The 20,367-nt window shown below is 36.5% G+C and carries 18 protein-coding genes, 3 pseudogenes and 1 riboswitch; of the genes and pseudogenes, 2 read left to right on the top strand and 19 right to left on the bottom strand.

Annotated features, from left to right (window positions below; all coding sequences use genetic code 11):
• Positions 1 to 95 precede the first annotated feature (95 nt).
• Positions 96 to 1,283, bottom strand: coding sequence for a M24 family metallopeptidase (locus tag MWH25_RS09540; RefSeq protein WP_248627424.1), 1,188 nt, complete (start codon positions 1,281 to 1,283; stop codon positions 96 to 98).
• A 380-nt stretch (positions 1,284 to 1,663) separates the two neighbouring features.
• Positions 1,664 to 4,138, bottom strand: coding sequence for a heavy metal translocating P-type ATPase (locus tag MWH25_RS09535; RefSeq protein WP_248627423.1), 2,475 nt, complete (start codon positions 4,136 to 4,138; stop codon positions 1,664 to 1,666).
• Between the two features lie 411 nt (positions 4,139 to 4,549).
• On the opposite strand from MWH25_RS09535, the gene MWH25_RS09530 reads away from it, so the two are divergent.
• A complete protein-coding gene (locus tag MWH25_RS09530; RefSeq protein WP_248627422.1) occupies positions 4,550 to 4,894 on the top strand; it encodes a four-helix bundle copper-binding protein in 345 nt (114 codons plus the stop codon).
• 218 nt (positions 4,895 to 5,112) lie between these two features.
• On the opposite strand, the pseudogene MWH25_RS13195 reads toward MWH25_RS09530, so the two are convergent.
• Positions 5,113 to 5,169: pseudogene (locus tag MWH25_RS13195) on the bottom strand (desulfoferrodoxin family protein); the annotation flags it as partial.
• Positions 5,170 to 5,539: 370 nt separating this feature from the next.
• On the opposite strand from MWH25_RS13195, the gene MWH25_RS09525 reads away from it, so the two are divergent.
• A complete protein-coding gene (locus tag MWH25_RS09525) occupies positions 5,540 to 7,339 on the top strand; it encodes a sensor domain-containing protein (RefSeq protein ID WP_248627421.1) in 1,800 nt (599 codons plus the stop codon).
• 2 nt (positions 7,340 to 7,341) lie between these two features.
• Here the strand turns inward: MWH25_RS09525 and MWH25_RS09520 are convergent, their stop codons facing one another.
• The 16 genes and pseudogenes from MWH25_RS09520 to MWH25_RS09450 all read right to left on the bottom strand — a co-directional run bounded on the left by MWH25_RS09520 (position 7,342) and on the right by MWH25_RS09450 (position 20,222).
• On the bottom strand, positions 7,342 to 8,616 hold the full coding sequence (locus tag MWH25_RS09520; protein WP_248627420.1) for an HD-GYP domain-containing protein: 1,275 nt from the start codon (positions 8,614 to 8,616) through the stop codon (positions 7,342 to 7,344).
• 408 nt (positions 8,617 to 9,024) lie between these two features.
• The gene (locus MWH25_RS09515; protein WP_248627419.1) at positions 9,025 to 10,287 is read right to left on the bottom strand and encodes a type II secretion system protein GspD; all 1,263 of its coding nucleotides are present in this window, start codon (positions 10,285 to 10,287) and stop codon (positions 9,025 to 9,027) included.
• Positions 10,288 to 10,428: 141 nt separating this feature from the next.
• Positions 10,429 to 10,812: an SPOR domain-containing protein gene (locus tag MWH25_RS09510; protein ID WP_248627418.1), complete on the bottom strand. Its 384-nt coding sequence runs from the start codon at positions 10,810 to 10,812 to the stop codon at positions 10,429 to 10,431.
• A gap of 162 nt (positions 10,813 to 10,974) precedes the next feature.
• A complete protein-coding gene (locus tag MWH25_RS09505) occupies positions 10,975 to 11,526 on the bottom strand; it encodes a type IV pilus inner membrane component PilO (protein WP_248627417.1) in 552 nt (183 codons plus the stop codon).
• Positions 11,516 to 12,085, bottom strand: a complete 570-nt coding sequence (locus MWH25_RS09500) for a PilN domain-containing protein (RefSeq protein ID WP_248627416.1) — start codon at positions 12,083 to 12,085, stop codon at positions 11,516 to 11,518. Before MWH25_RS09500 ends, MWH25_RS09505 begins: the two co-directional genes overlap by 11 nt.
• Complete coding sequence (gene pilM / locus MWH25_RS09495; RefSeq protein ID WP_248627415.1) at positions 12,078 to 13,016, bottom strand: type IV pilus assembly protein PilM; 939 nt, start codon at positions 13,014 to 13,016, stop codon at positions 12,078 to 12,080. Before pilM ends, MWH25_RS09500 begins: the two co-directional genes overlap by 8 nt.
• 387 nt (positions 13,017 to 13,403) lie before the next feature.
• A pseudogene (locus tag MWH25_RS09490) lies at positions 13,404 to 13,757 on the bottom strand (type IV pilus modification PilV family protein); the annotation flags it as partial.
• Positions 13,758 to 13,950: 193 nt separating this feature from the next.
• Positions 13,951 to 14,700: a prepilin peptidase gene (locus MWH25_RS09485; RefSeq protein WP_248627413.1), complete on the bottom strand. Its 750-nt coding sequence runs from the start codon at positions 14,698 to 14,700 to the stop codon at positions 13,951 to 13,953.
• Positions 14,701 to 14,802: 102 nt separating this feature from the next.
• Positions 14,803 to 15,291 (bottom strand): type II secretion system protein, encoded by a 489-nt coding sequence (locus MWH25_RS09480; protein ID WP_248627412.1) that lies wholly within the window; start codon positions 15,289 to 15,291, stop codon positions 14,803 to 14,805.
• A 79-nt stretch (positions 15,292 to 15,370) separates the two neighbouring features.
• Positions 15,371 to 15,631 (bottom strand): annotated as a pseudogene (locus MWH25_RS09475) (type II secretion system F family protein); the annotation flags it as partial.
• 15 nt (positions 15,632 to 15,646) lie between these two features.
• Positions 15,647 to 16,495, bottom strand: a complete 849-nt coding sequence (locus tag MWH25_RS09470) for a type II secretion system F family protein (RefSeq protein WP_248627425.1) — start codon at positions 16,493 to 16,495, stop codon at positions 15,647 to 15,649.
• Positions 16,496 to 16,760: 265 nt separating this feature from the next.
• Positions 16,761 to 17,186 carry a type IV pilus twitching motility protein PilT gene (locus MWH25_RS09465; protein ID WP_248627410.1) on the bottom strand — a complete coding sequence of 142 codons (426 nt, stop codon included), beginning with the start codon at positions 17,184 to 17,186 and terminating at the stop codon, positions 16,761 to 16,763.
• 5 nt (positions 17,187 to 17,191) lie between these two features.
• Complete coding sequence (locus tag MWH25_RS09460) at positions 17,192 to 17,614, bottom strand: hypothetical protein (protein ID WP_248627409.1); 423 nt, start codon at positions 17,612 to 17,614, stop codon at positions 17,192 to 17,194.
• A complete protein-coding gene (locus tag MWH25_RS13065; RefSeq protein ID WP_345947251.1) occupies positions 17,615 to 18,622 on the bottom strand; it encodes a GspE/PulE family protein in 1,008 nt (335 codons plus the stop codon).
• A complete protein-coding gene (locus MWH25_RS13060; RefSeq protein WP_345947250.1) occupies positions 18,612 to 19,178 on the bottom strand; it encodes a GspE/PulE family protein in 567 nt (188 codons plus the stop codon). Before MWH25_RS13060 ends, MWH25_RS13065 begins: the two co-directional genes overlap by 11 nt.
• 113 nt (positions 19,179 to 19,291) lie before the next feature.
• A riboswitch (cyclic di-GMP riboswitch) is annotated at positions 19,292 to 19,375 on the bottom strand.
• 145 nt (positions 19,376 to 19,520) lie between these two features.
• Positions 19,521 to 20,222 (bottom strand): glycerophosphodiester phosphodiesterase, encoded by a 702-nt coding sequence (locus MWH25_RS09450; protein ID WP_248627408.1) that lies wholly within the window; start codon positions 20,220 to 20,222, stop codon positions 19,521 to 19,523.
• Positions 20,223 to 20,367: the final 145 nt, after the last annotated feature.

Below are 20,367 nucleotides of genomic sequence, written 5' to 3'. Positions count from 1 at the left end.
TGTAGATTGTCTTCACAATACTAGGCGATACTTTTCATATCGCAACAGATCACACCATAATTGTAATAAAACTTCACGTCAAAATTAAATGACTATCAAACAATAATTAACTCCTCACTAGCTGTAGTCAAACACTCTGCTTCCCCTTCAGTTATCAAATAACTATTCTCTATTCCAATTAAACCTATCTCAGGTACCAACAGCTTAGGCTCTAAAGCAATTATCATTCCGGGTTGTAGTTTGGCATCAAAACCAGGGGCCAAAAATGGAAATTCATTCAATTCTAATCCGACTCCATGCCCCACAAACTTGACCTGATTATCTCCAAAACCTAAATAATAGTCACTAACCTCTAACTTTTCTGCTAATTTCAGACTCTGCTGATAGATATCTGCCCAACTATGATCAGCAGTTAAATAATTTTTCAACTCCAATTGAAATTTAACCATCTTCTGATATAACTCTTTCACTTTAGCGGATGGTTGACCAATCATTGCCAGTCTAGTCTGATCGAGATGATAACCCTTATAGTTACTAACATAATCAAAAAGAACCAACTCTCCAGCAGCAATCTTTTTCTCAGTCGGGCCAATCCCTATGCCCGGATACATCCCACTCCCTCCTGCTAAAGCATCCGTTTTAACAGGTTGCAAAGCATTCTTTCCTGCTGCACAAATCCCTATCGTAATCTTATTATTTAAACCTCTCATCTCAACCAAACCAACATGACCATTCTTTCGCAATTTAGCCTCGATAAGTGCAGATAATTCTAGTTCACTAATTCCTTCCGTTAAATATTCCTTGATCAGATCAGGAAGCAATTCCAGTTGAGCAGCAGATTGATGAACAAATTGTAGCTCATAATCAGATTTAATCATCCTTAACTCTCTAAGCAAGCCTGTAACTCCGCTCACCTTGTCAACCCCAAAAATCTTCTCTAACTTAAGTACATCTTGATAAGCTACAACATCGACTTCTAACCCTAGGTTGGACGGAGTTCCACTTCCAAATTGATTAAGCTGCTCCGGAATCTCCTTAGAACGTCCAAACTTAACTATATTTTTCAAATTACTCTCAGCCTTGGCCCGTTCTACTCCATTTCTGACCAATAATACCGGTTCGCCCTGTTGGGGAACACATAGATATTCAGCCTGAATTGTACCACTCAAATAATAGAGGTTTATATTATCAATAATTATAGCTAAATCAATCTGTTTATGCTTTAATTTATTTTGCAACTTTTTAATTCTTGTAGCTAATTCTTCAGTTGGTATTTTCTCCATTAATAATCATCCTTTCATCAACTGTTACTTTCTTATTTAACCTTCCTACTTGACCTGCAACTTTACTTATACTATTTCCTAAACTAACAAAGTTATCATTACCTCCTTGTCACTGCTAATGTTTTCCATGAATTGATCAATCTGGATTAATGATTCGATGATTTCAAACATATCATCAATCATCCCATTCTCTTGTTGAATTTCTAAATCACATTCAATTAAAATTCCTAATATTAATCTACTTACTTATTCTCATATCTTCTAGTAATTCCACTATTTTACCTTCTTTTTTCTTAAAAACAGTAAAGTTAAAGAGTTATCCACAACCTCTAAACAACAAGTAAACCCACCCTAATTTAGGTCGATTACTTGCTTGTTGATTACTTTCTATAAGATGGCTTAATATTAGCTTTTTTCAATCGTGTAGAGTTCAAAACTACATTAATTGAACTGGTAGCCATTGCTGCAGCACCAATCATCGGGTGAATCAATCCCATAAAGGCTGCAGGAATAGCTAGTGCATTATAGAACCACGCCCAGAAATAATTCTGCTTAATCTTTTTGAAGGTAGCATTAGATAATTTAATACCTGAAATTACAGCACTCAAATCTCCACGAACAAGGGTAATATCTGCTGCTTCAATCGCAATATCTGTTCCCGTTCCAATAGCTATCCCAACATTTGCTTGCTTTAAGGCTGGAGCATCATTAATTCCATCCCCGACCATAGCTACTGTATCATATTCTAATTGTAATTGTTCTACTTCATCTACTTTACCTTCTGGTAATACCTCAGCTAAGACCCTACTGATACATACTTTATCAGCAATTGCTTCAGCAGTCCTCTGATTATCTCCTGTAATCATTGCTGTCTTAATTCCCATCTTTTCAATCTCAGCAATTGCTTGAATAGAGTCTTCCTTGATTGTATCAGCTACAGCTATAATCCCAGCTAACTTTCCATCAACGGCCAACAACATAGCTGTTTTAGCTTCCTTCTCCAATCTCTCTAATTCTGATTGGTGGTCAGCATGCTCTATATTATTTTCATCCATCAATCTTCGATTACCAATTAAGACTTCTTGATCAGCTACTAATCCTCTAACACCTTTTCCAGTAATTGAAGAAAATTCTGTTGCTTCTTGTAACTCAAGACCTTCTGCTTTGGCTCCCTCGACAATTGCTTGCCCTAATGGATGTTCGGAAGCAAGCTCTATACTTCCAGCATAGAATAATACATCCTGTTGACTATAATCATTAAAGTTCAATATATCAGTAACTTCTGGAGTACCTTTCGTAATCGTTCCGGTCTTATCAAAAGCAATAATCTTTGTATCCTTAATCGTCTGAATTGCTTCACCTTTTCTAATCAAAACTCCATTTTGAGCTCCTAGACCACTACCAACCATAATTGCTGTCGGCGTAGCTAGACCCAATGCACAGGGACAAGAAATAACTAAGACCGAAATCGTAGCTAAAATTGCTAAAGCTAAGGTAGATAAATCAGGAAAAGTCCATGGCAAATTAAATATTACTAAAACTCCCCGATGAAATTCAGGAAAGACCATCCAAGAAATAAAAGCCAAAGTAGCAAGTACTAATACCCCTGGCACAAAATAGCCGGTTATCCTATCTGCAAATTCTTGAATCGGAACCTTAGAACCTTGACACTCTTCAACCATCTTAATTACTTGAGAGAAGAAGGTATCCTTGCCTACCTTAGTTGCTTTAACCTTTAACATTCCTTGCTTATTAATAGTAGAGCCGATTACTTCATCCCCTTCCTTCCTTTCTACAGGTAAGGATTCTCCAGTCGCCATCGATTCATCAACGGTACTCTGTCCATCAACTACTACACCATCAGTCGGAATCTTCTCACCAGGCTTGATTAACATTATATCGCCCTCTTGAAGCTCTTCAATTGGTATCTCTTTTTCTGTCCCATCGACAATTATTCTTGCTTCCTTAGCTTCCATCTCTAATAACTTCTTAATTGCCTCTGATGCTTTACCTTTGGCTTTAGCTTCTAGATATCTCCCTACTAAGTGAAGCGTCATAATCCAAGCTGCCATCTCCACAAAAGAACCCATCGGTAACCAAAAAGCTAAAAAGTTTAAAATATAAGGTATAATAGAACCTAAAGTAACAAGTGTATCCATATTAGGACTTAGATTTTTAAACGCTTTAAAACTTGCCTTATGGGTCTCCCATCCAACAATTACTATCGGAGCAAATCCTAAAATTGTAATAATCGTAAAGTAATAAGGAATCTCTATGATAAACATATGAACCAACATTAAAATCTTGATTGGAATAGCAAAAGATAAAGCAGACACCATCTTTTTAAATGCTTGATCTACTTTCTTCTGCTCCTGATCTACTTCTTCTCTCTCTTGATCAACCACTTCATATCCTGCTTCTTCGATCGTCTTCTTAATTTCTTCTATCTTCAGTTGACTAGGATCATATTTAATCGTAGCTTTTTCCATAGTGAAATTCACATTGACCTCTTTGGCCCCAGCCAACTGATTTAAGCTCTTTTCTACTCGCTGTGCACAAGCTGTACAGGTCATCCCTGCTAGCTGTAAGCTCAACTTCTTCTGCTGAGCATCCATCAACTCAGCTTTATACCCTGCCTGATCGATCAATCCAAGAACCTGCTCAAGCTCAATTTCTGTCGGATTATATTCAATATAAGCTTTCTCGACAGCAAAATTAACCTGTGCTGACTCTATTCCTTCTTTCTGTTGTAAAGCTTTCTCTACACGCTGCGAACAACTAGTACAAGTCATTCCTGAAACCTTTAAAGTGATCTTCTTTATTTGATCACTCTTTATCTGTCCTGTAGAACTCATCTGTCATCCCTCCTCTAATTATTCCTCATTATATTATTCTCCCAGCTAGTAAATCCAATACCTTTTTACCCCTAGGGGGTATGTTGTGGTTATAGATTACCATACGACAAACATTATGTCAAGACTTTTTAACTTAATTGATATATACTTCAGTTTATAATTGATAATGGATACTGGATACGATTTTTGTGGATTTCATGGAGGGTCTTAATAAAGACCCGTAAGGATAGTTAGAAAACCATAAAACATTAAAAACATAGTAGTTCTTAGTTATAAAGTCTTTAAAAGAAGGGGTAGGTTTTGGGTTTTAACTATCAATTTTAAACTATCAATTATCAATTGAAGTTACACTATTTTGTAAGCATATTTTAATCGATATAACTCAATAATAAACTAAAAGGAGGAATACATATGACTATGACAACCCATATGGACAAATACCGGACTTGTATTGAACTGACTACTAAATGCTTGAATGAATGTGAATTTTGCCTTGATGCCTGTTTAAATGCTATTGATGTCGATCAACGTATCAGATGTATCGAACTACTCAGAGATTGTGCAGATATCTGTGCTTTAACTACCAAGTTTATGACTAGAAATAGCGACTTTGCTACCGAAATCGCTAACTTATGTGCTGATATCTGTAATGCCTGTGCTACAGAATGTGAAAAATTTGATGATCCCCACTGCCAACCTTGTGCGAAACTATGCCGCCAATGTGCTACTGAATGCCGTAATATGGCTCAATCCTAAGCTAAAATTGTTGGCCCCTCCAACGTAATTGTAGGGGTCAACTCTAAAGAGCAATTAATAATTCTGTTCCTTCAATTCAAAATAACTCTATGGCTAATCACAAGAAGGGGAAGTTTGAGGAAATTCTTTACCTTAATAAATTTTTCTCAGTTGCAGTTCCTTTTAACTTTGACATATAAATTTCCCTTTATCTATTTTAAATAATCATCAACTTTTAACTAAGCTTTCCATAATCCGTGTAAATTACAATACTCACGTACTTCAACAACCTCATCTTTCTAGACTAAAACTATTTTTCCTGCACTTCAAACCTCTATAATCCAGAAAATCGCCTTAAGTTACGCGGATAAATTTCTTCTTTAATTTTAACTCAACTTTAATAACTTTCTCAGTACTTATAGAAAATTTTAGTTTTAAATGTTTATTAATTTATTAAAGGAAAATTAATCTTAATATAGAATTAAACAATGTAGATTTAGAATCAACTTCTCTAGTCTTTATAGTATTTTAACCCTTAATTTTTATGGACACTGATATCATTCTACCACTGGATATTACTGTACATTATACTATGGCACAAAGTGCCACGGATAAGTTAACGCTTCTAATTTCAGTAAGAAGACTATATATAAGGAGGAAACTTAATTGCTAATTATAACATTGATAATAATTACTATAATTTTAGTTATTTTATATTCAAAACACAATAAAATTCAGCAAGAACTAATACTTAAACAAAATTTCCAACAAAAAATCATCAATACTACCAACTCATTAATAATTACTTTAGATAAAGATTATAATATTACTTCATTCAATAAAAATTCAGAAATGCTGACAGGTTACCGAGCCAAAGAAGTCATTGGTGAAAATTTCTTTAAATTCCTTAAAAATAATACAGATAGAACAGAGTTACAAAATATCTTTTTAGAGATCTTGAATAAAAATAAGCAAAAAAAATCTCCTTTCATAACCGAAGTTAATTGTAAGGAAAATAAAGATTATAATACTCAAGAATATTTTATTTCCTGGACTTTTTCTAAAATTAAAAGTCCTAAGCAGAAAGAAGAGTCTATTTTAGCTGTAGGAATAGATGTAACAAAGCTAGAGAAAACTAAAAAATCTTTAACATATCAAGATTACCATGATTACATAACAGGTCTGCCCAACCGCAAATATTTCAATCAACAATTTAAGAGAGAAGTTGAATATGCAACAGATAGCAACAAAAAATTTGCGGTAATCTTTCTTGATATCGATCGTTTCAAACTGATTAATAGTATCCACGGTCATAAGGTTGGAGATTTAATTCTAAAAAAAGTAGGACATAAACTCCAAATGCTCTTAAAAGAAAGAGATACAATTGCTCGAATGGGCGGGGATGAATTTATAGGTCTATTAACTGAAATTGAAAACCCAAACAAAGAGATCAAAGTAATTGCTAATCAAATCTTAGAACTCTTTGAAGATTCTTTTACGGTTAATGGCAAGGAGTTTAATTTGACAGCTAGCATAGGTATTGCTTTTTATCCTTCTGATGGTAAAACAGCAGAGGAGTTATTGAAACATGCAGATATAGCAGTCTATCGTGCTAAAGAAATTAGAGGCAATCGCTTTGAATTATATGATGTTAATATGAATCACAAAGTCAATGAAAAGTTATTTATTGAACGGAACTTAAGAAAAGCAATTCAAAATAATCAATTAGAAGTCTATTATCAACCGATTGTAGATTTTAAAACTGGAAAGATTACTAAAGCAGAAGCATTAGTTCGCTGGAATCATCCACAGCGTGGTCTAATTTCACCAGGTAAATTTATCCCTTTAGCTGAAGAGACAGGATTGATTGTTCCTTTAGGCAATCATGTTTTGAGGAATGCTTGTCAACAGATCACTCACTGGATTGAAGCGGGATATGATCCAATTAAAATTTCAGTTAACCTTTCAGCCCAGCAATTACATAAGCCTGATTTAGAAAAGACAGTAAAAAAGATACTTACCTCTACAAATCTAGAACCTAATTTATTAGGAATTGAAATTACAGAAAGTATCGCTATGCAGAATATTCCTTTAACCAGCTCTATCTTAGAAAAATTTAAAATTATGGGAATCACAGTCTTGCTCGATGATTTTGGTACAGGTTATTCCTCTTTAAGTTACTTAACTAAATTTCCAATAGATATACTCAAAATAGATCGTTCTTTTATCAAAGATATCTCTTGTAAAGAGGAAAAGAGTGCTATCGTTTCTGCAATTATAGCTATGGCTAAAAAGTTAAATATTAAAACTGTAGCTGAAGGAATTGAGACTGTACAACAATTTAATTTAGCTAAAGATTATAATTGTGATGAGGCACAAGGATATCTATTTAGCAAACCTGTACCTGCCACTGAATTTGAAAAATTATTAGAAAAAAACAGGAGCTTTAATCTAGATTCAGCTTAAGATTAATTGATCTGCTTCCAAATCTGATTATACTCTTTCGTTTCCTGGGCTTGAACCTTCTGGCGAGCAGTATTTATTAGATTATAATTTTCAATTAAAGTTGTAACTATATCTAAATCTAAAGCTGAATCCTCTACTAAATCCTCTAAAATATCTATAACTTGGGCCTTATCCATTCCTTGGCGATAAGGTCTATCTTCTGTAATAGCTGTAAAGACATCACTAACAGCTATTATTTTTGCACCTAAAGGAATTTGTTGACCCTGATGGCGGAAAGGATAACCTCTTCCATCGAGCTTTTCATGATGGAATGCAGCCCACCTATTAATCTCTTTTAAACCATCAATCCTCTCTAAAACACGATAAGTATAAAAAGGATGCTTTTTAATCTGATAAAACTCCTTTTTGGTCAATTTCCCCGGTTTATTCAAAATCTCTACCGGCACAGCAAGCTTTCCTAAGTCATGAAGATAACCTGCAATCTCTAACATCTGGCATTTTTGTTTAGAAAATTCTAGTAACTCGCCTAAGATCCTTCCACTGTTTGCTACTCCTCTAGAATGGGTAGCAGTAAATTGACTTCTAAAATCTATTATCTGCCTGAACATTTTAGTTAAGTCATATAAATCATCAAAATTCAACCTTAATCTATCCCCGTCTCCCTTTACTCTTTCAGCTAAAATTCTAGTCAATAAAGGCGAATCAATATCAAACCAGAAGCTTTCCTTAACAGCCAAACCATTAATAACTTCAACAAGTTGAGGTATAAATTTAGCCCCTGCTTCTTCATTGATCTTAGTGATAATCCTTTCACTCTGCTCTAATATCTCTACTTTATTCTCAATCAGAACATCAATTCGATCTGCCAAGTGAAGAATATGGCTCTCAATTAGGACTGGATCACCCTCAAAACTCTCTCCAGCCCCACCTGCCCAATCTAAATGATGATAACGTATCATTTCTGCTACCTCTTTAAACGGGCCAAAGCTTCCAATAAGATTGTAACCTATTTCAGCATGCTTAAAGGCAGCAGGACCTAGATCAAAATTTAAAGCATTGATTCTTTCTTGTAAAGAAAATGCTCCAACATCATGTAAAGCACCTGCTATAATTAGATTTCTCTGCTTCTTTTCAGCTAATCCTAATTCTAAAGCTATACTAGAAGCTATATATGCTACCCGTTTATGATGTCCATTTACAATAGGACTGACTAAATCTATTGCATCTGATAGAGATAAAACCATATCGAATAATGAAACCTTTCCAAACTGCTCCATTCTATCCCCTCCAAATAGTAATCGGTAATCAATGATCAGTAAGCAGTAAGTTCAATTTACAATGTACGATTGATAATTGACCATTAAAACCCTTAAACCTTATAATCAAAATCAATCAAAGCTTGTTGCCATAATGCTTTTCAAAGAACTTGATCTTATCTCTAGGCTTCTTTGAACCCTTCGTGATGAAAAAATCCGCTCTTAGATTTTTTATTACTCTCTATCACTTGGTTTTTAACTATACATTGTACATTGTAAATTGTAAATTTGTTTCTTACTTCTCCCTTCAGGTTCTTTGAACCCTTCGTGATGAAAAAATCCGCTCTTAGATTTTTTCTATCCACTGTCAACTCAATATTGTACCACCCCTCTTTAACAGTTGAATATTTTAGCATAAAATACCTTTTTTTATTCTTTATTATCCTCTGAATTTTTTTCACCTATAAATTCCTCTACAACAGCTGAACTAATTCTTCCTTGAGAATCATCAGTCATAATCTGAGGGGTAATAAAGATTATCAATTCCGTCTTCTGTAGATCAACCGTCTCTCTACTAAATAAATACCGTAACAAGGGGATATCTCCTAAGATTGGAACCTTAGATCTATTTTTGATCTCCTCATCTTTAATCAAACCAGCAATTGCTATCGTTTCTTCATCAGCTACTCGAATTTGAGTTTCAACTTCTCTGGTACTGATCACCGGATAATCATTGTTCTGACCCGTTCCTGTTACTGCACTTACCTCAGGATTCAATCCAATCAATATTTGATCTTGAGCAGTTATACGAGGGGTCATTTGTAGACTGATTCCAACATCTATAAATTCTACCTCAATTTCCCCCTCACCTACACTTCTTGTTATTGGTTCTCGATCACCTATCTTGATTGTTGCTTCTTCCCCATCTAAAGTAGCGAGTTGTGGACTTGCTAAAATAGATGCTTCTTCTTGTGATTCTAATAAACTCAAGATTGCATTATAATTAAAAATACTGTTTCCTATTTTAAACCCTGTTCCATTATTTCCAGAATCATCAAACTTAACATCACTGAATTGCCAATCAATCCCTAAGCTATCCTTCTTATTATAAGAAATTTCCACTAACTTAACCTCCAAAGCTACTTGTTCTTTAGCCAAGTCCAATTTTGTAATCAACCTCTCTATTTTTTCTAAATTACTTTGATAAGTAGTGATCACCAAACTATTAGTTCGCTGATCGATTACAATCTTACTATCATCGATTATCGAACTTAAACTTTCCTTTAATTGCTCAGGTTCTGAGTTTTTCAATTGAAATACCTCCGTAACTTGCTGATCAAATTTTACTTGTAACTTCCCAGTAGGAAAGATAACCACTGTCCCATCAACAACTTTATATTCTAAATTATGGGTAGAAGTTATTAGCTCTATAACTTCTAGTAAAGAAAGATCTCGCAAAGTCAAAGTTGTTCTTCCTTGGACAGCACTATCAACTATTAAATTAACACCAGATAACTCAGTTACAGTTCTAAAAACATCTTGTATTTCTGCTTCTTTAAAATCTAGATTAATACCATCTATCTCCTCTAGATTAACTTCATCTGCTCTAATTACAGGGGAAAGATTCATAGTTCCAAAATAAATGATCAACATTACTAGATAGAGCAATCTTTTATTGACTTTGATTGTCATCCCTCCTATCATTATTTACTCCCTTTTAGTCTTAAAATATGATCTAACTGGAAAAAATATGTTTATTTTCCATATTAACTTAATAAATAAAATAAAAAAGACCCAGACCATTTAAAAATGATCTGAGCCTTTTTTTAGCTTTTAATTATTAACTTCTTTCAATTCCAAATATTCTTCTTCTGAGAATAACTCTAAAACAAATGGAAAACCATCCTCATCTAACTTCCTAACTAAACTTTGTGCTTGACTCAACTCTGTTGAGGAGCCAACATGGATTAAATCAAGCTCCAGATAAGGAATAATATAAACCGAATAGCCCTGCTCTTCCAGCTTTTTAATCATTTTCGACTTGTAGATATCATCATTCTTGTTATAGGCAGCAACCTGGACTGCATAGATAGACTCAACTATCTCTTGCTCAAAACATTCCACCTCTTCAGTAGAATCTTCAACCTCTTTTATCTTGAGCAACCTATCTTCCTGTTCTTCTTCCAACTCCTCTAGTTTCTCTTCCTTTTCTAGCAATTCTTTCTTCTCCTCCTCAACTAAATCCTAATTGAAAAAATTGCCACTTAAAAAACGATAAGATAGGATAGCACCACTGGCAAAGAAGAAGAGAACAAAGAAAAAAACAAGAACAAATTTAACTTAACTGAGCTAAAAAGCTCTTTAAATTTAATAATCAACTCAATCCCCCTCTCCTTTGAAAGCATAACCTAGTATCTCAATTTCAAAGTTGAGCTCTCTACTCAAAGCAGCTAATGAAGAAATATCTAAATTATTAATCTGAACCAAATAATCAAAACTGGATACCTCTTTGATAAAGTCCAACAAATTACTATAATCGCCATTCAAGACTAAATTGATTGGATACTGGATATACTCCTCCTCTTCACGATTAACAGCTGGACTGATACTCAATAATTCCGCTCCTGCTGCTAAGGCTGCTTCATCTAAATCTACAATCACTCTATTTCTTTCTCCTACCTCTAAAAACTTTACTCCCTCTCCCTGCAACCCCTCTAATTGCTCTATTTCTTCCCTTAAGAGCCTGACTTGACGCAGTTCAAAACTACTCAATTCCAAATCCTGTAGACTCTCTTCAAGTTTAGCTTCTAATTCAGCCCTCTCTTCCCACTGAGGTGCATAAAAGAAGTGATAAGTTCCCGCTACAATAGATACTACCATAAGAATAATCAACAACTTCTTCTCTCTAGTAGTCAATTCTCTAATTTCCATCATCGAACACCTGGCTTCTGATTATACTACCACTCAACTGAAAAAATGTAGCTTTATCCTCTTGATAGCCTAAATAACTAATATCCCTCTGTTCAGCATAATCAACCTCTAAATCACTAAAATTAGGTGACGAATTTAATCTTTCAATCAATCTCCTAACTTGGGGTCTTAAGACATAACCATCAAGATTAAACTCTCTTTGTGAACAAATATTGAGTTCCTCAATCCAAGCCCCCTTGGGCAGTAATAACTCTAACTCTTTCATCACAGCTAACCAATCTACCTGTTGCTCTATTATCTCAGCCCTACTTTTGAACCTACTTTCTAACTCCTTTTTTTCAGACTCCAAAGCTGGTAAATCCTCCAATTCAGCTTGTACCTGAGTCAACTTTCTTTCTAATATCTCTAACTTCCTTCGTTGCTCTCTATTATGTAAGACCAATCGTACAGATGTAACAAAAACTACTAAAAGAATAACTACTACTAAACTACCAGTTATAATCTTCACCCAATCAATCGCCTGCTCCTCTAAATACTCAGGTGGTAATAGATTAATCATCGCCTATTACACCCCTTAAAGCAAGACCAACACTGACTCCTAATAATTGATTTACAGCTAGTCCTCTACTATTCTCTGTTTTAACTCTTAAAGAATCCAATAATTCTAGTTTGCTAACCTCTATTCCAAACTCCTCACTTAAATGTTCATCAAAGCCTATCAACCTACTTCCGCCCTCAGTTAAGACTACCTGCTCGATATTATAACTCTTAAATTCAACCTGAAAGTAATCTAGAGAGCGATAAATAGTAGTGGTCAAATTTCTGATAATTAAGCCTAAATCTTCTTCAAAAAGATTATGATTTTGCTTATACTCTTCCGCTTCTTCCAATTCCAGCTCATTATTGTCAGCTACCTCTTCGGTAATATCATTTCCACCTACACTGATAGTCCGAGTAAATAAAAGTTGGTCCTGGCTACAGATTGAAATATCGGCAGTCGCAGCACCCAGATCTATAATGGCTAAAGTTTGGCCCGGGTAGAGGTGTTCAAGCGCTCTGATTAAAGCTAATGGTTCTATCTCTATCACTAAAACCTTTAAATCTAACTTCTCAAAGAGTTCCAAGTAATCATCTATAATACCCCGATCAACAGCTACCAACATCATTTCGTAGCTACCATTTTCCTTACGGTTAATAATTTCATAGTCTAAAACCACATTCTCTAAAGACATTGGAAGTTGCTCTTGAGCCTCCCATTTAACTGCCTCTGGTAACTCCTCTTTGGGCATAGCAGGGATTTCCACCATTCTGATAATCAGCTCTTCCCCACTGATAGCAGTCACTACATGGGTAGCTTCGAAGCCATTAGCAATCAACAGTTCCTCTATCTTAATACTTCGAGCATCCAGATCGGCTAATTTCCCCTCTTCTACTGCCTCGGGAGGGGTCTCTCTGCACAGCCAAGTTTTTAAGTACAATTTCTTCGTCATGTAGCTCAGCACTGACAATCTTGATCAAATTAGAACCAATATCAAGACCGATCGTCTTTTTATTGAGCAAGCTTGAGATGTTATTTTGGAAAAGATTTGCTATGTTGTTTTGAAATAAATCTTTAACTTTATTGATTAGTTCCATCTCACCACTCCCTTCTTATTTACTAGTGCTTTCTCAGCTAAATTTAAGCCTATTACTACAGTGCTTCACAGGTAACTAAATTTCTCTGCTCCCCCCGTTTTAGTGTACAATTTACAATGCACAATTAAATTCAAAATATCAAAATCAAAAAAACTAAAAGAATCAATAATCAAAACTATAAACTAATTGGATTTCCAAGTTTAGATTTTTTCTATTCACTGTCAACTGCTCACTGCTTTTACTTATCTCTTCGTAATCAGGGTCACTAGTTCAATCTTTTGACTATCATCCTCTCCCCAAGAAACAGTAACAGTCACCTTCTTAATATCTTCCCAACCTTCTGGTTCCTCTTCAACATCAATACCTATATAAAAACTAAAATTACCTACTTCTTCTGCCCACGCGTCATCTTTTAATAATTCAAAATCTTGAGCTTTTATCTCCTCCATAGTCTGCTGGGCCAAACTCAAAGCCTGAGTCCGTTGGTCAGTCCTACTTATAAAACCGAGACTATTACTGAAAAAACTGAGCACAGGTACTAAAACAATAGAGAGGATAGCAATCCCGACGACCACCTCGAGTAGACTGAATCCTTCCTCTTTAGAAAAATCTGGTTATAAGTCATCAGCTTTACTCCCCCCCCTATATAGTTTACAGTGTACAGTTGACAGTTTACAGTTAAAATCATTTAAAACCTTGCTTCATTACCAAATCCAAGCTACAAATGTTAACCACCTCAAGAATAAAAAGAAGTTTTGCTTTCTAATGATAACATAATCCTAAATCTAACTAATTAAACCTAAATAGATTCAAATATAAATCAATAATCTGCTCTCCTCCTAAGATCACCATCACCGCTCCTAAAGTAATCAATGGACCAAAGGGAATTCGATCCTTTCTATCCTTAATTCCTGCTATCATCAAAGGTAACAACACCACTGAACCGAGCAGTGAGCCAACAAATAGACTATACAGAGCCAACCTTGGCCCTAGGAAGCTGCCAATCATAGCTAAAAATTTGACATCACCCATGCCCATTCCACCACTCACTACAGCCAGTAATAAAAGAACTCCCCCTGCTGCTACTATCCCGAGCAGAGATGAAAATAAAGAGATATGATTAAATAATACACTGAATATAAGTCCAGCCCCAATCCCAAAATAATTGATCTGATTAGGGATAATCTGTTGCTTAAAGTCAATCACACTAGCTGGTATTAAGAGTGCTAACAAAAAACTATAGACCAGAAACTGAGAGCCTAAAGAGTACTGCTGATAGAGGAGCAGAAAGAGGAGTCCGGTCAAGAACTCCACCACTGGATACTGTAAGGAAAATCTGCTGTTGCAATAACGACACCGCCCACCCAACAGCAAGTAACTGAACACAGGAATCAGATCTTTAGCACCGAGCTTGCTCTGGCACTGACTGCACTGAGAACGAGGAAAGACTATTGATTTGCCAGCAGGCAGACGGTAAATGACAACATTGAGAAAGCTACCAATCAGCAGTCCGAAAATAAAAATTAATATATTTAACATTTATCTCGCTCCTATTAATTAATTTCTTAGTATTCTTCATAAAATTTAACTTTAAAAAACACTATATAAAATAGTTAACATTATTACCCTATAATATTTCAATTACCAACTACTTCCCCCTTCAGAAGTTATATAAAAATCATTATCTTCACCACTAGTAAGCTTTCCGTCAGAATCATACTCTATCTTAGTAGGGTTTCCATCAAAATCATACACTATTATATAATCATTTCCCTCGTCACTAAAATAAGCATAATTATCATCACCATTATCTCCAAATAAACTTACAAGATCAGGACCAATATAACTAGAATTTTCAAGCTCTGTATCACTTTTAGGATATTCTCTATTCTCATCCATAGTATGATGCATCTCCAAAGCAGATTGCATAGAACTTAAATTACTTTTAACAGCAGCATCATCAGCATCACCTCGGACTCCAGTAATTCTTGGAACAGCTATTCCAGCCAAGACTCCTAAGACCACAATCAACTCAATTAAAGTAAATCCATCCTCCCTAGCCCACCTTCCCCCATCAGTACTCCTCCTTTCCCATATCAATGAACAATTGACAAAATGTACAATGGACAATTAGAAACCTTTTAAATAACTTTGAATTTAAGAATTTGATTTTTAATTGTACATTGTAAACTGTAAATTGTAAATTGCTCTAAAATCCTTGTATCATCTCGAACATCGGCAGCATCACGGAAATTACGATTCCCCCAACGACTACTCCTAAAAGAAGAATCGTAGCCGGCTCAATTAAAGAGATCATAGCATCAACCTTATACTCTACCTCTCGCTCATAAAAATCGGCTACCTTCCCCAACATGCCATCCAGATTTCCAGTCTCTTCACCGACCCTGATCATCTGTAGTACCATCGTCGGAAATAAGCCATCCTGCATAAAAGAAGTAGCAATGCTTTGGCCCTCACTGACACTCTAGCGCGCCTCCATGATCCTCTCTGCTACCACCCGATTGGTCATGATCTTAGCTACCACCTCAAAGCTCTCTAAGATCGTAACCCCGCTACTGATCAAAATCGAGAGGGTCTTACTGAATCTAGTTACCGAAATCTTGAGCAATAGATCTCCAAGTAGAGGTGTCTTCAATAACAGAGCATCAATCCTTCTTCTACCATCTTCACTCTGATAATAACGATACAGAGCAAAAACTCCAGCTACTGCTACTAATAAGATCAAATACCAATAATTGGTGATAAAACCGGTAAGCATCATCAAAATCCTGGTCGGTAGTGGTAAATCAACATCCATACCAGCAAACATATCAACGAAGGTAGGTAGAACAACCCCTACCAAAAAGGCCACCACTCCCATAGCCACCAACATAATTACAACTGGGTAGGCTAGAGCTGAAGTGATCTTTTGATTGAGTTCATTCTCCCGTTCAAAGTGATCTGCCATCTCATTTAGCGTCTCATCTAAGACTCCTCCTACCTCCCCAGCCTCCATCATACTGATAAAGTGCTGGGGAAAGATCTGATCCTCCTCTGCTAAAGCTTCGGAGAGGGCCATTCCTCCTTCCACATTCTCCCGGACAGAGTTGATCGCCTCTCGCAATTTATGCTTACTAGCCTGTCCAGCAAGAATATTAAGCGATCTGACTAATGTAAGTCCAGAATCAATCATGGTCGCAAACTGGCGACAGAAAAAGGAGAGATCCTTTAAGTTCACCTTTTGAAATTGGTGCAACCGCTCTCTTAGACCACCGCCCCCAATCTCGATTTCTTCAACAGAGGTGATATAATAGCCACGATTGCGTAGTCGCATCACCACTGCACTCTCACTTTCAGCCTCTATCCTACCTTCAGTCAGTACTCCCTCACTATCTCGGGCTTTATATTGAAATAATTGTGGAATAGAAATCCCCTCCCCTCTCTTACTAGTTTACGGTTTACAGTTGACGGTTGACAGTTTAAAGTGTCAGTGGTTCGTGTCTGTAGTCTGTCAAGCTCAGCCCCTTTAACCCTTTTAAATATGGGTTTTAGAAGTTAGGTTTTTGACTCACACCGACACTGACACTCACACTGTTTTTTTAGATTAGTTTCTGTAAAACCTCAAGATTATTGGCCTTTTTAAATGCCATCTCCCGAGTAATCTCCCCTTCTAAAGTTAAAGAGAGTTGGGTTCGGATTTGAGTCTGTTGATGGGGCGGAAAGACATCGATTACCCGTTCGATAGTTTCAGAAGCACTATTGGTATGCAGAGTTGCAAAGACCAGATGACCTGTCTCAGCAGCCGTAATAGCAGTGAAAATCGTCTCTAGATCACGCATCTCACCCACCAGAATCACATCAGGATTTTGACGTAGAGCAGCCCGCAATCCATTAGTAAAATTCTTGGTATCCTTGCCAACTGCTCGCTGGTTAACTATACTCCGCTGATGCTGATGGACATACTCGATTGGATCTTCTAAGGTAATGATATGCTTATCAGATTCCTGATTAATCAAGTCGATCATCGCAGCTAAAGTAGTCGATTTCCCACTACCAGTAGGACCTCTGTTACCAGAAACATTCCTCGTGGTTTAAAAGCCAACTCCTTCAGTTGCTGAGGTAGACCCAGTTCCTTAAAACTCAAGATCCGATTAGGAATCGTTCGCAACACAGCCGCAGCCTGACCTCGCTGTTGGAAGGCATTGACCCTGAATCTATAGTCACCTAAATGATAAGCAAAATCGACCTCTCCCTGCTCCACAAACTCTTCTTCCGCTTCTGCAGTCATCATCTTCTTGATCATCACCTCAGCCTCATCGGCTGTTAACTCCGAGTTATTACTACTTCTTAGTCCCCCATTAATTCTGTACCTAGGCTCTATTCCTACTGTCAAATGTAAATCCGAAGCCCCCAACTTAATTCCTTCCTCTAGCAACTGATCTAATCTTGTCATTTAACCTCCCTCCTCTACCTGAACCTTGGTTACTCGCATTACCTCTTCCAGTGAACTAATTCCTTGCTCCACTTTTACCAGTCCTGACCCTTCTAGAGTAATCAGTCCCTTAGCCCGGGCCAACTCTTCAATCTCGGAAGCTGAAGCATTCCGCATTACTAACTTCTCCAGTTCAGAATCAACCTCCAACAGTTCATGAATAGCGGTCCGCCCTCGATAACCAGTCTGATTACATACTCTACAGCCCTCAGGGCCAAAGCGCTCAAGCTCTGAATCTCCATCTTGCTCCATTTCCCGTCCTAATGCATTTTTAAAAGAATCCAACTTCTGCTCAAAATTTTCAGGCAGCTCCTTAGTTACCTTACACTCATCACAGAGTCTCCTTAATAACCGCTGAGCTACGACCCCTAAGACCGAAGAGGCGACCAAAAAAGGTTCGACTCCCATATTGACCAAACGGGCCAAAGCTCCAGAAGCTTGATTGGTATGTAAGGTGCTCAAAACTAGATGACCGGTCAAAGCAGCATGAATAGCAATTTCAGCCGTCTCCTCATCCCTGATCTCTCCGACCATAATTATATCTGGATCCTGACGTAAGATCGATCTCAATCCATTAGCAAAACCAAGTCCAGCCTTAGGATTGGTCTGCACCTGATTAACCCCATCCAATCTATACTCCACAGGATCCTCGACAGTAATAATATTCTGTTCTGTACTATTTAGAGACTGCAAAGCTGAATAGAGAGTAGTAGTCTTCCCACTCCCTGTTGGCCCGGTAATCAAGAGCATCCCGTAAGGCTGATTAATCAATCTTTTAAAGAGTTGCTCCTGCTCTTCCAGAAATCCCAACTGTTTCAGAGCAAGCATCAAACTACTCTTATCCAAAATCCTAATCACTACCTTCTCACCCTTAATCGTAGGCAGCACTGAAACTCGTAAATCAACTTCCTTTTTCTCCAAACCCAACTCTACCCTTCCACCCTGGGGTACCCTGCGTTTAGCTAGCAATATCCAAGCCAGCCATAATCTTAATTCTTGAGATTATAGCTGAATGAGTATGGCGTGGAACATTCATTTCATTATAAAGGACTCCATCAACCCTATATCTGACTCTGACTATCTCCTCTTGAGGTTCAATATGTATATCACTGGCCTTAAGTTGAATCCCCTCTTCGATAATATTGTTAACCAGTTTAACCACTGGAGCTTCTTCTACCATCTGGCGTAATCTATTGATCTCTAGCTCTTTGCCTTCTTCGCTCTGCACTCGTGAGCTAATATCTTCCACAAACTCATTGACCACATCTTCATTACCATAATATTGATTGATAGCATACTCTATCTCTTCTTCAATAGCAATCACTGGTGTTATCTCACAACCCGTATGTACACTAATATCATCAATAGCCATTACATCCTGATCAGTGATCAATCCCATCTCTTTCATCACTTGGCCCAGCCGCTTATCGCTACCTTTCTGTTCCTGCAGAGCTTGCTGCAACTCCTCCTGAGTGATAAATCCTACATCTACTAAAATATCACCTAATCGCTTCTTTTTAATCATCTCTTCCCCCCGCAAGCTAATAAAAATTTTTGAGCGATTCCTTCTATAATAGCACCCTACTCTATTTTGTGATTTAATAAAGATAACAAATCCTAAGCCCTTAAATAAACTATAAGAGCTTAGGACGGTTTCACCACTAACTCCATATAATCCAGATGACCAAATACAGATTATACTTCACTGCTTCCTATTAATAATTATTAATTGATTGTAACTACTTATTTTCGACAATTAAGTTAAATTCCCTCCTTAACCAGTCAATTTTCAAACTTTTTAATAGAATAATTTCCTTTAGTCACCAAATAGTCCTTTTCTAGATTGAAATTCTATTCCCCATCCTTTTTAACTCAATAGCTTAGGATAATCTGTCATAATCCCATCAACATTTAAATTCTTTAATCTAGTTATTTCATCTTGCTGATTAACTGTCCAGGTATTAAGTATAAAACCTGCTTGCCTAACAAGTTGTACTAACTCTTCAGTTACAGTTAAATAATGAGGATGAATTCCATCAGCATCTGCCTCTCTAATCAATCTAAGTGGATCGACAGGCACAGAAGCAACCAAAATTGCCACTTGCAACTGAGGTTTACTCCGTTTCAAAGATTTAATCAACTGATGATCAAAGGAAGAAATAATAACATCTTGACTAAAATTCTTTTCTTTTAATAACCTGACCAGCTTTTTAATTAACAAGTTATGATCTTCTCTGAACATCTTTACTTCAATATTAATCTGCAAGTGACCTTTTACCAGTTCAATTACCTCTGCTAAAGTCAAAATTCGCTCTTGAGCAAATTCTTCACTGAACCAACTTCCAATATCAATCATTTTGAGCTCACTTAACTTCAACTCACTTACTTTCTTATTAATTTCAGCAATCCTTCTCAGATCATAATCATGAACAACGATCAATTCGTTATCTTTAGATAACTGAACATCTATCTCGATCATATCTAATCCAGCTTCTATTGCCTTCTCAAAAGCAGCCTGTGTATTTTCAGGGGCCAACCCCGCAGCACCACGATGACCTATCTTCAACATCTAATCACTCCATGAATTTAAGATTTGTTAGCTTACTCACCTCAGTATCGCGATTAACCAAGTAAAGCTATATTACAATAATGTGGCACTTTTGTGCCACATTATTGAGTTGACAGTGTACAGTGAACAGTTTACAGTTAAGATC

It is taken from the genome of Natroniella acetigena, assembly GCF_023227745.1.
In the GTDB taxonomy this organism is placed as follows: domain Bacteria; phylum Bacillota; class Halanaerobiia; order Halobacteroidales; family Halobacteroidaceae; genus Natroniella; species Natroniella acetigena.
This window is presented reverse-complemented; position numbering and strand designations above follow the sequence as displayed.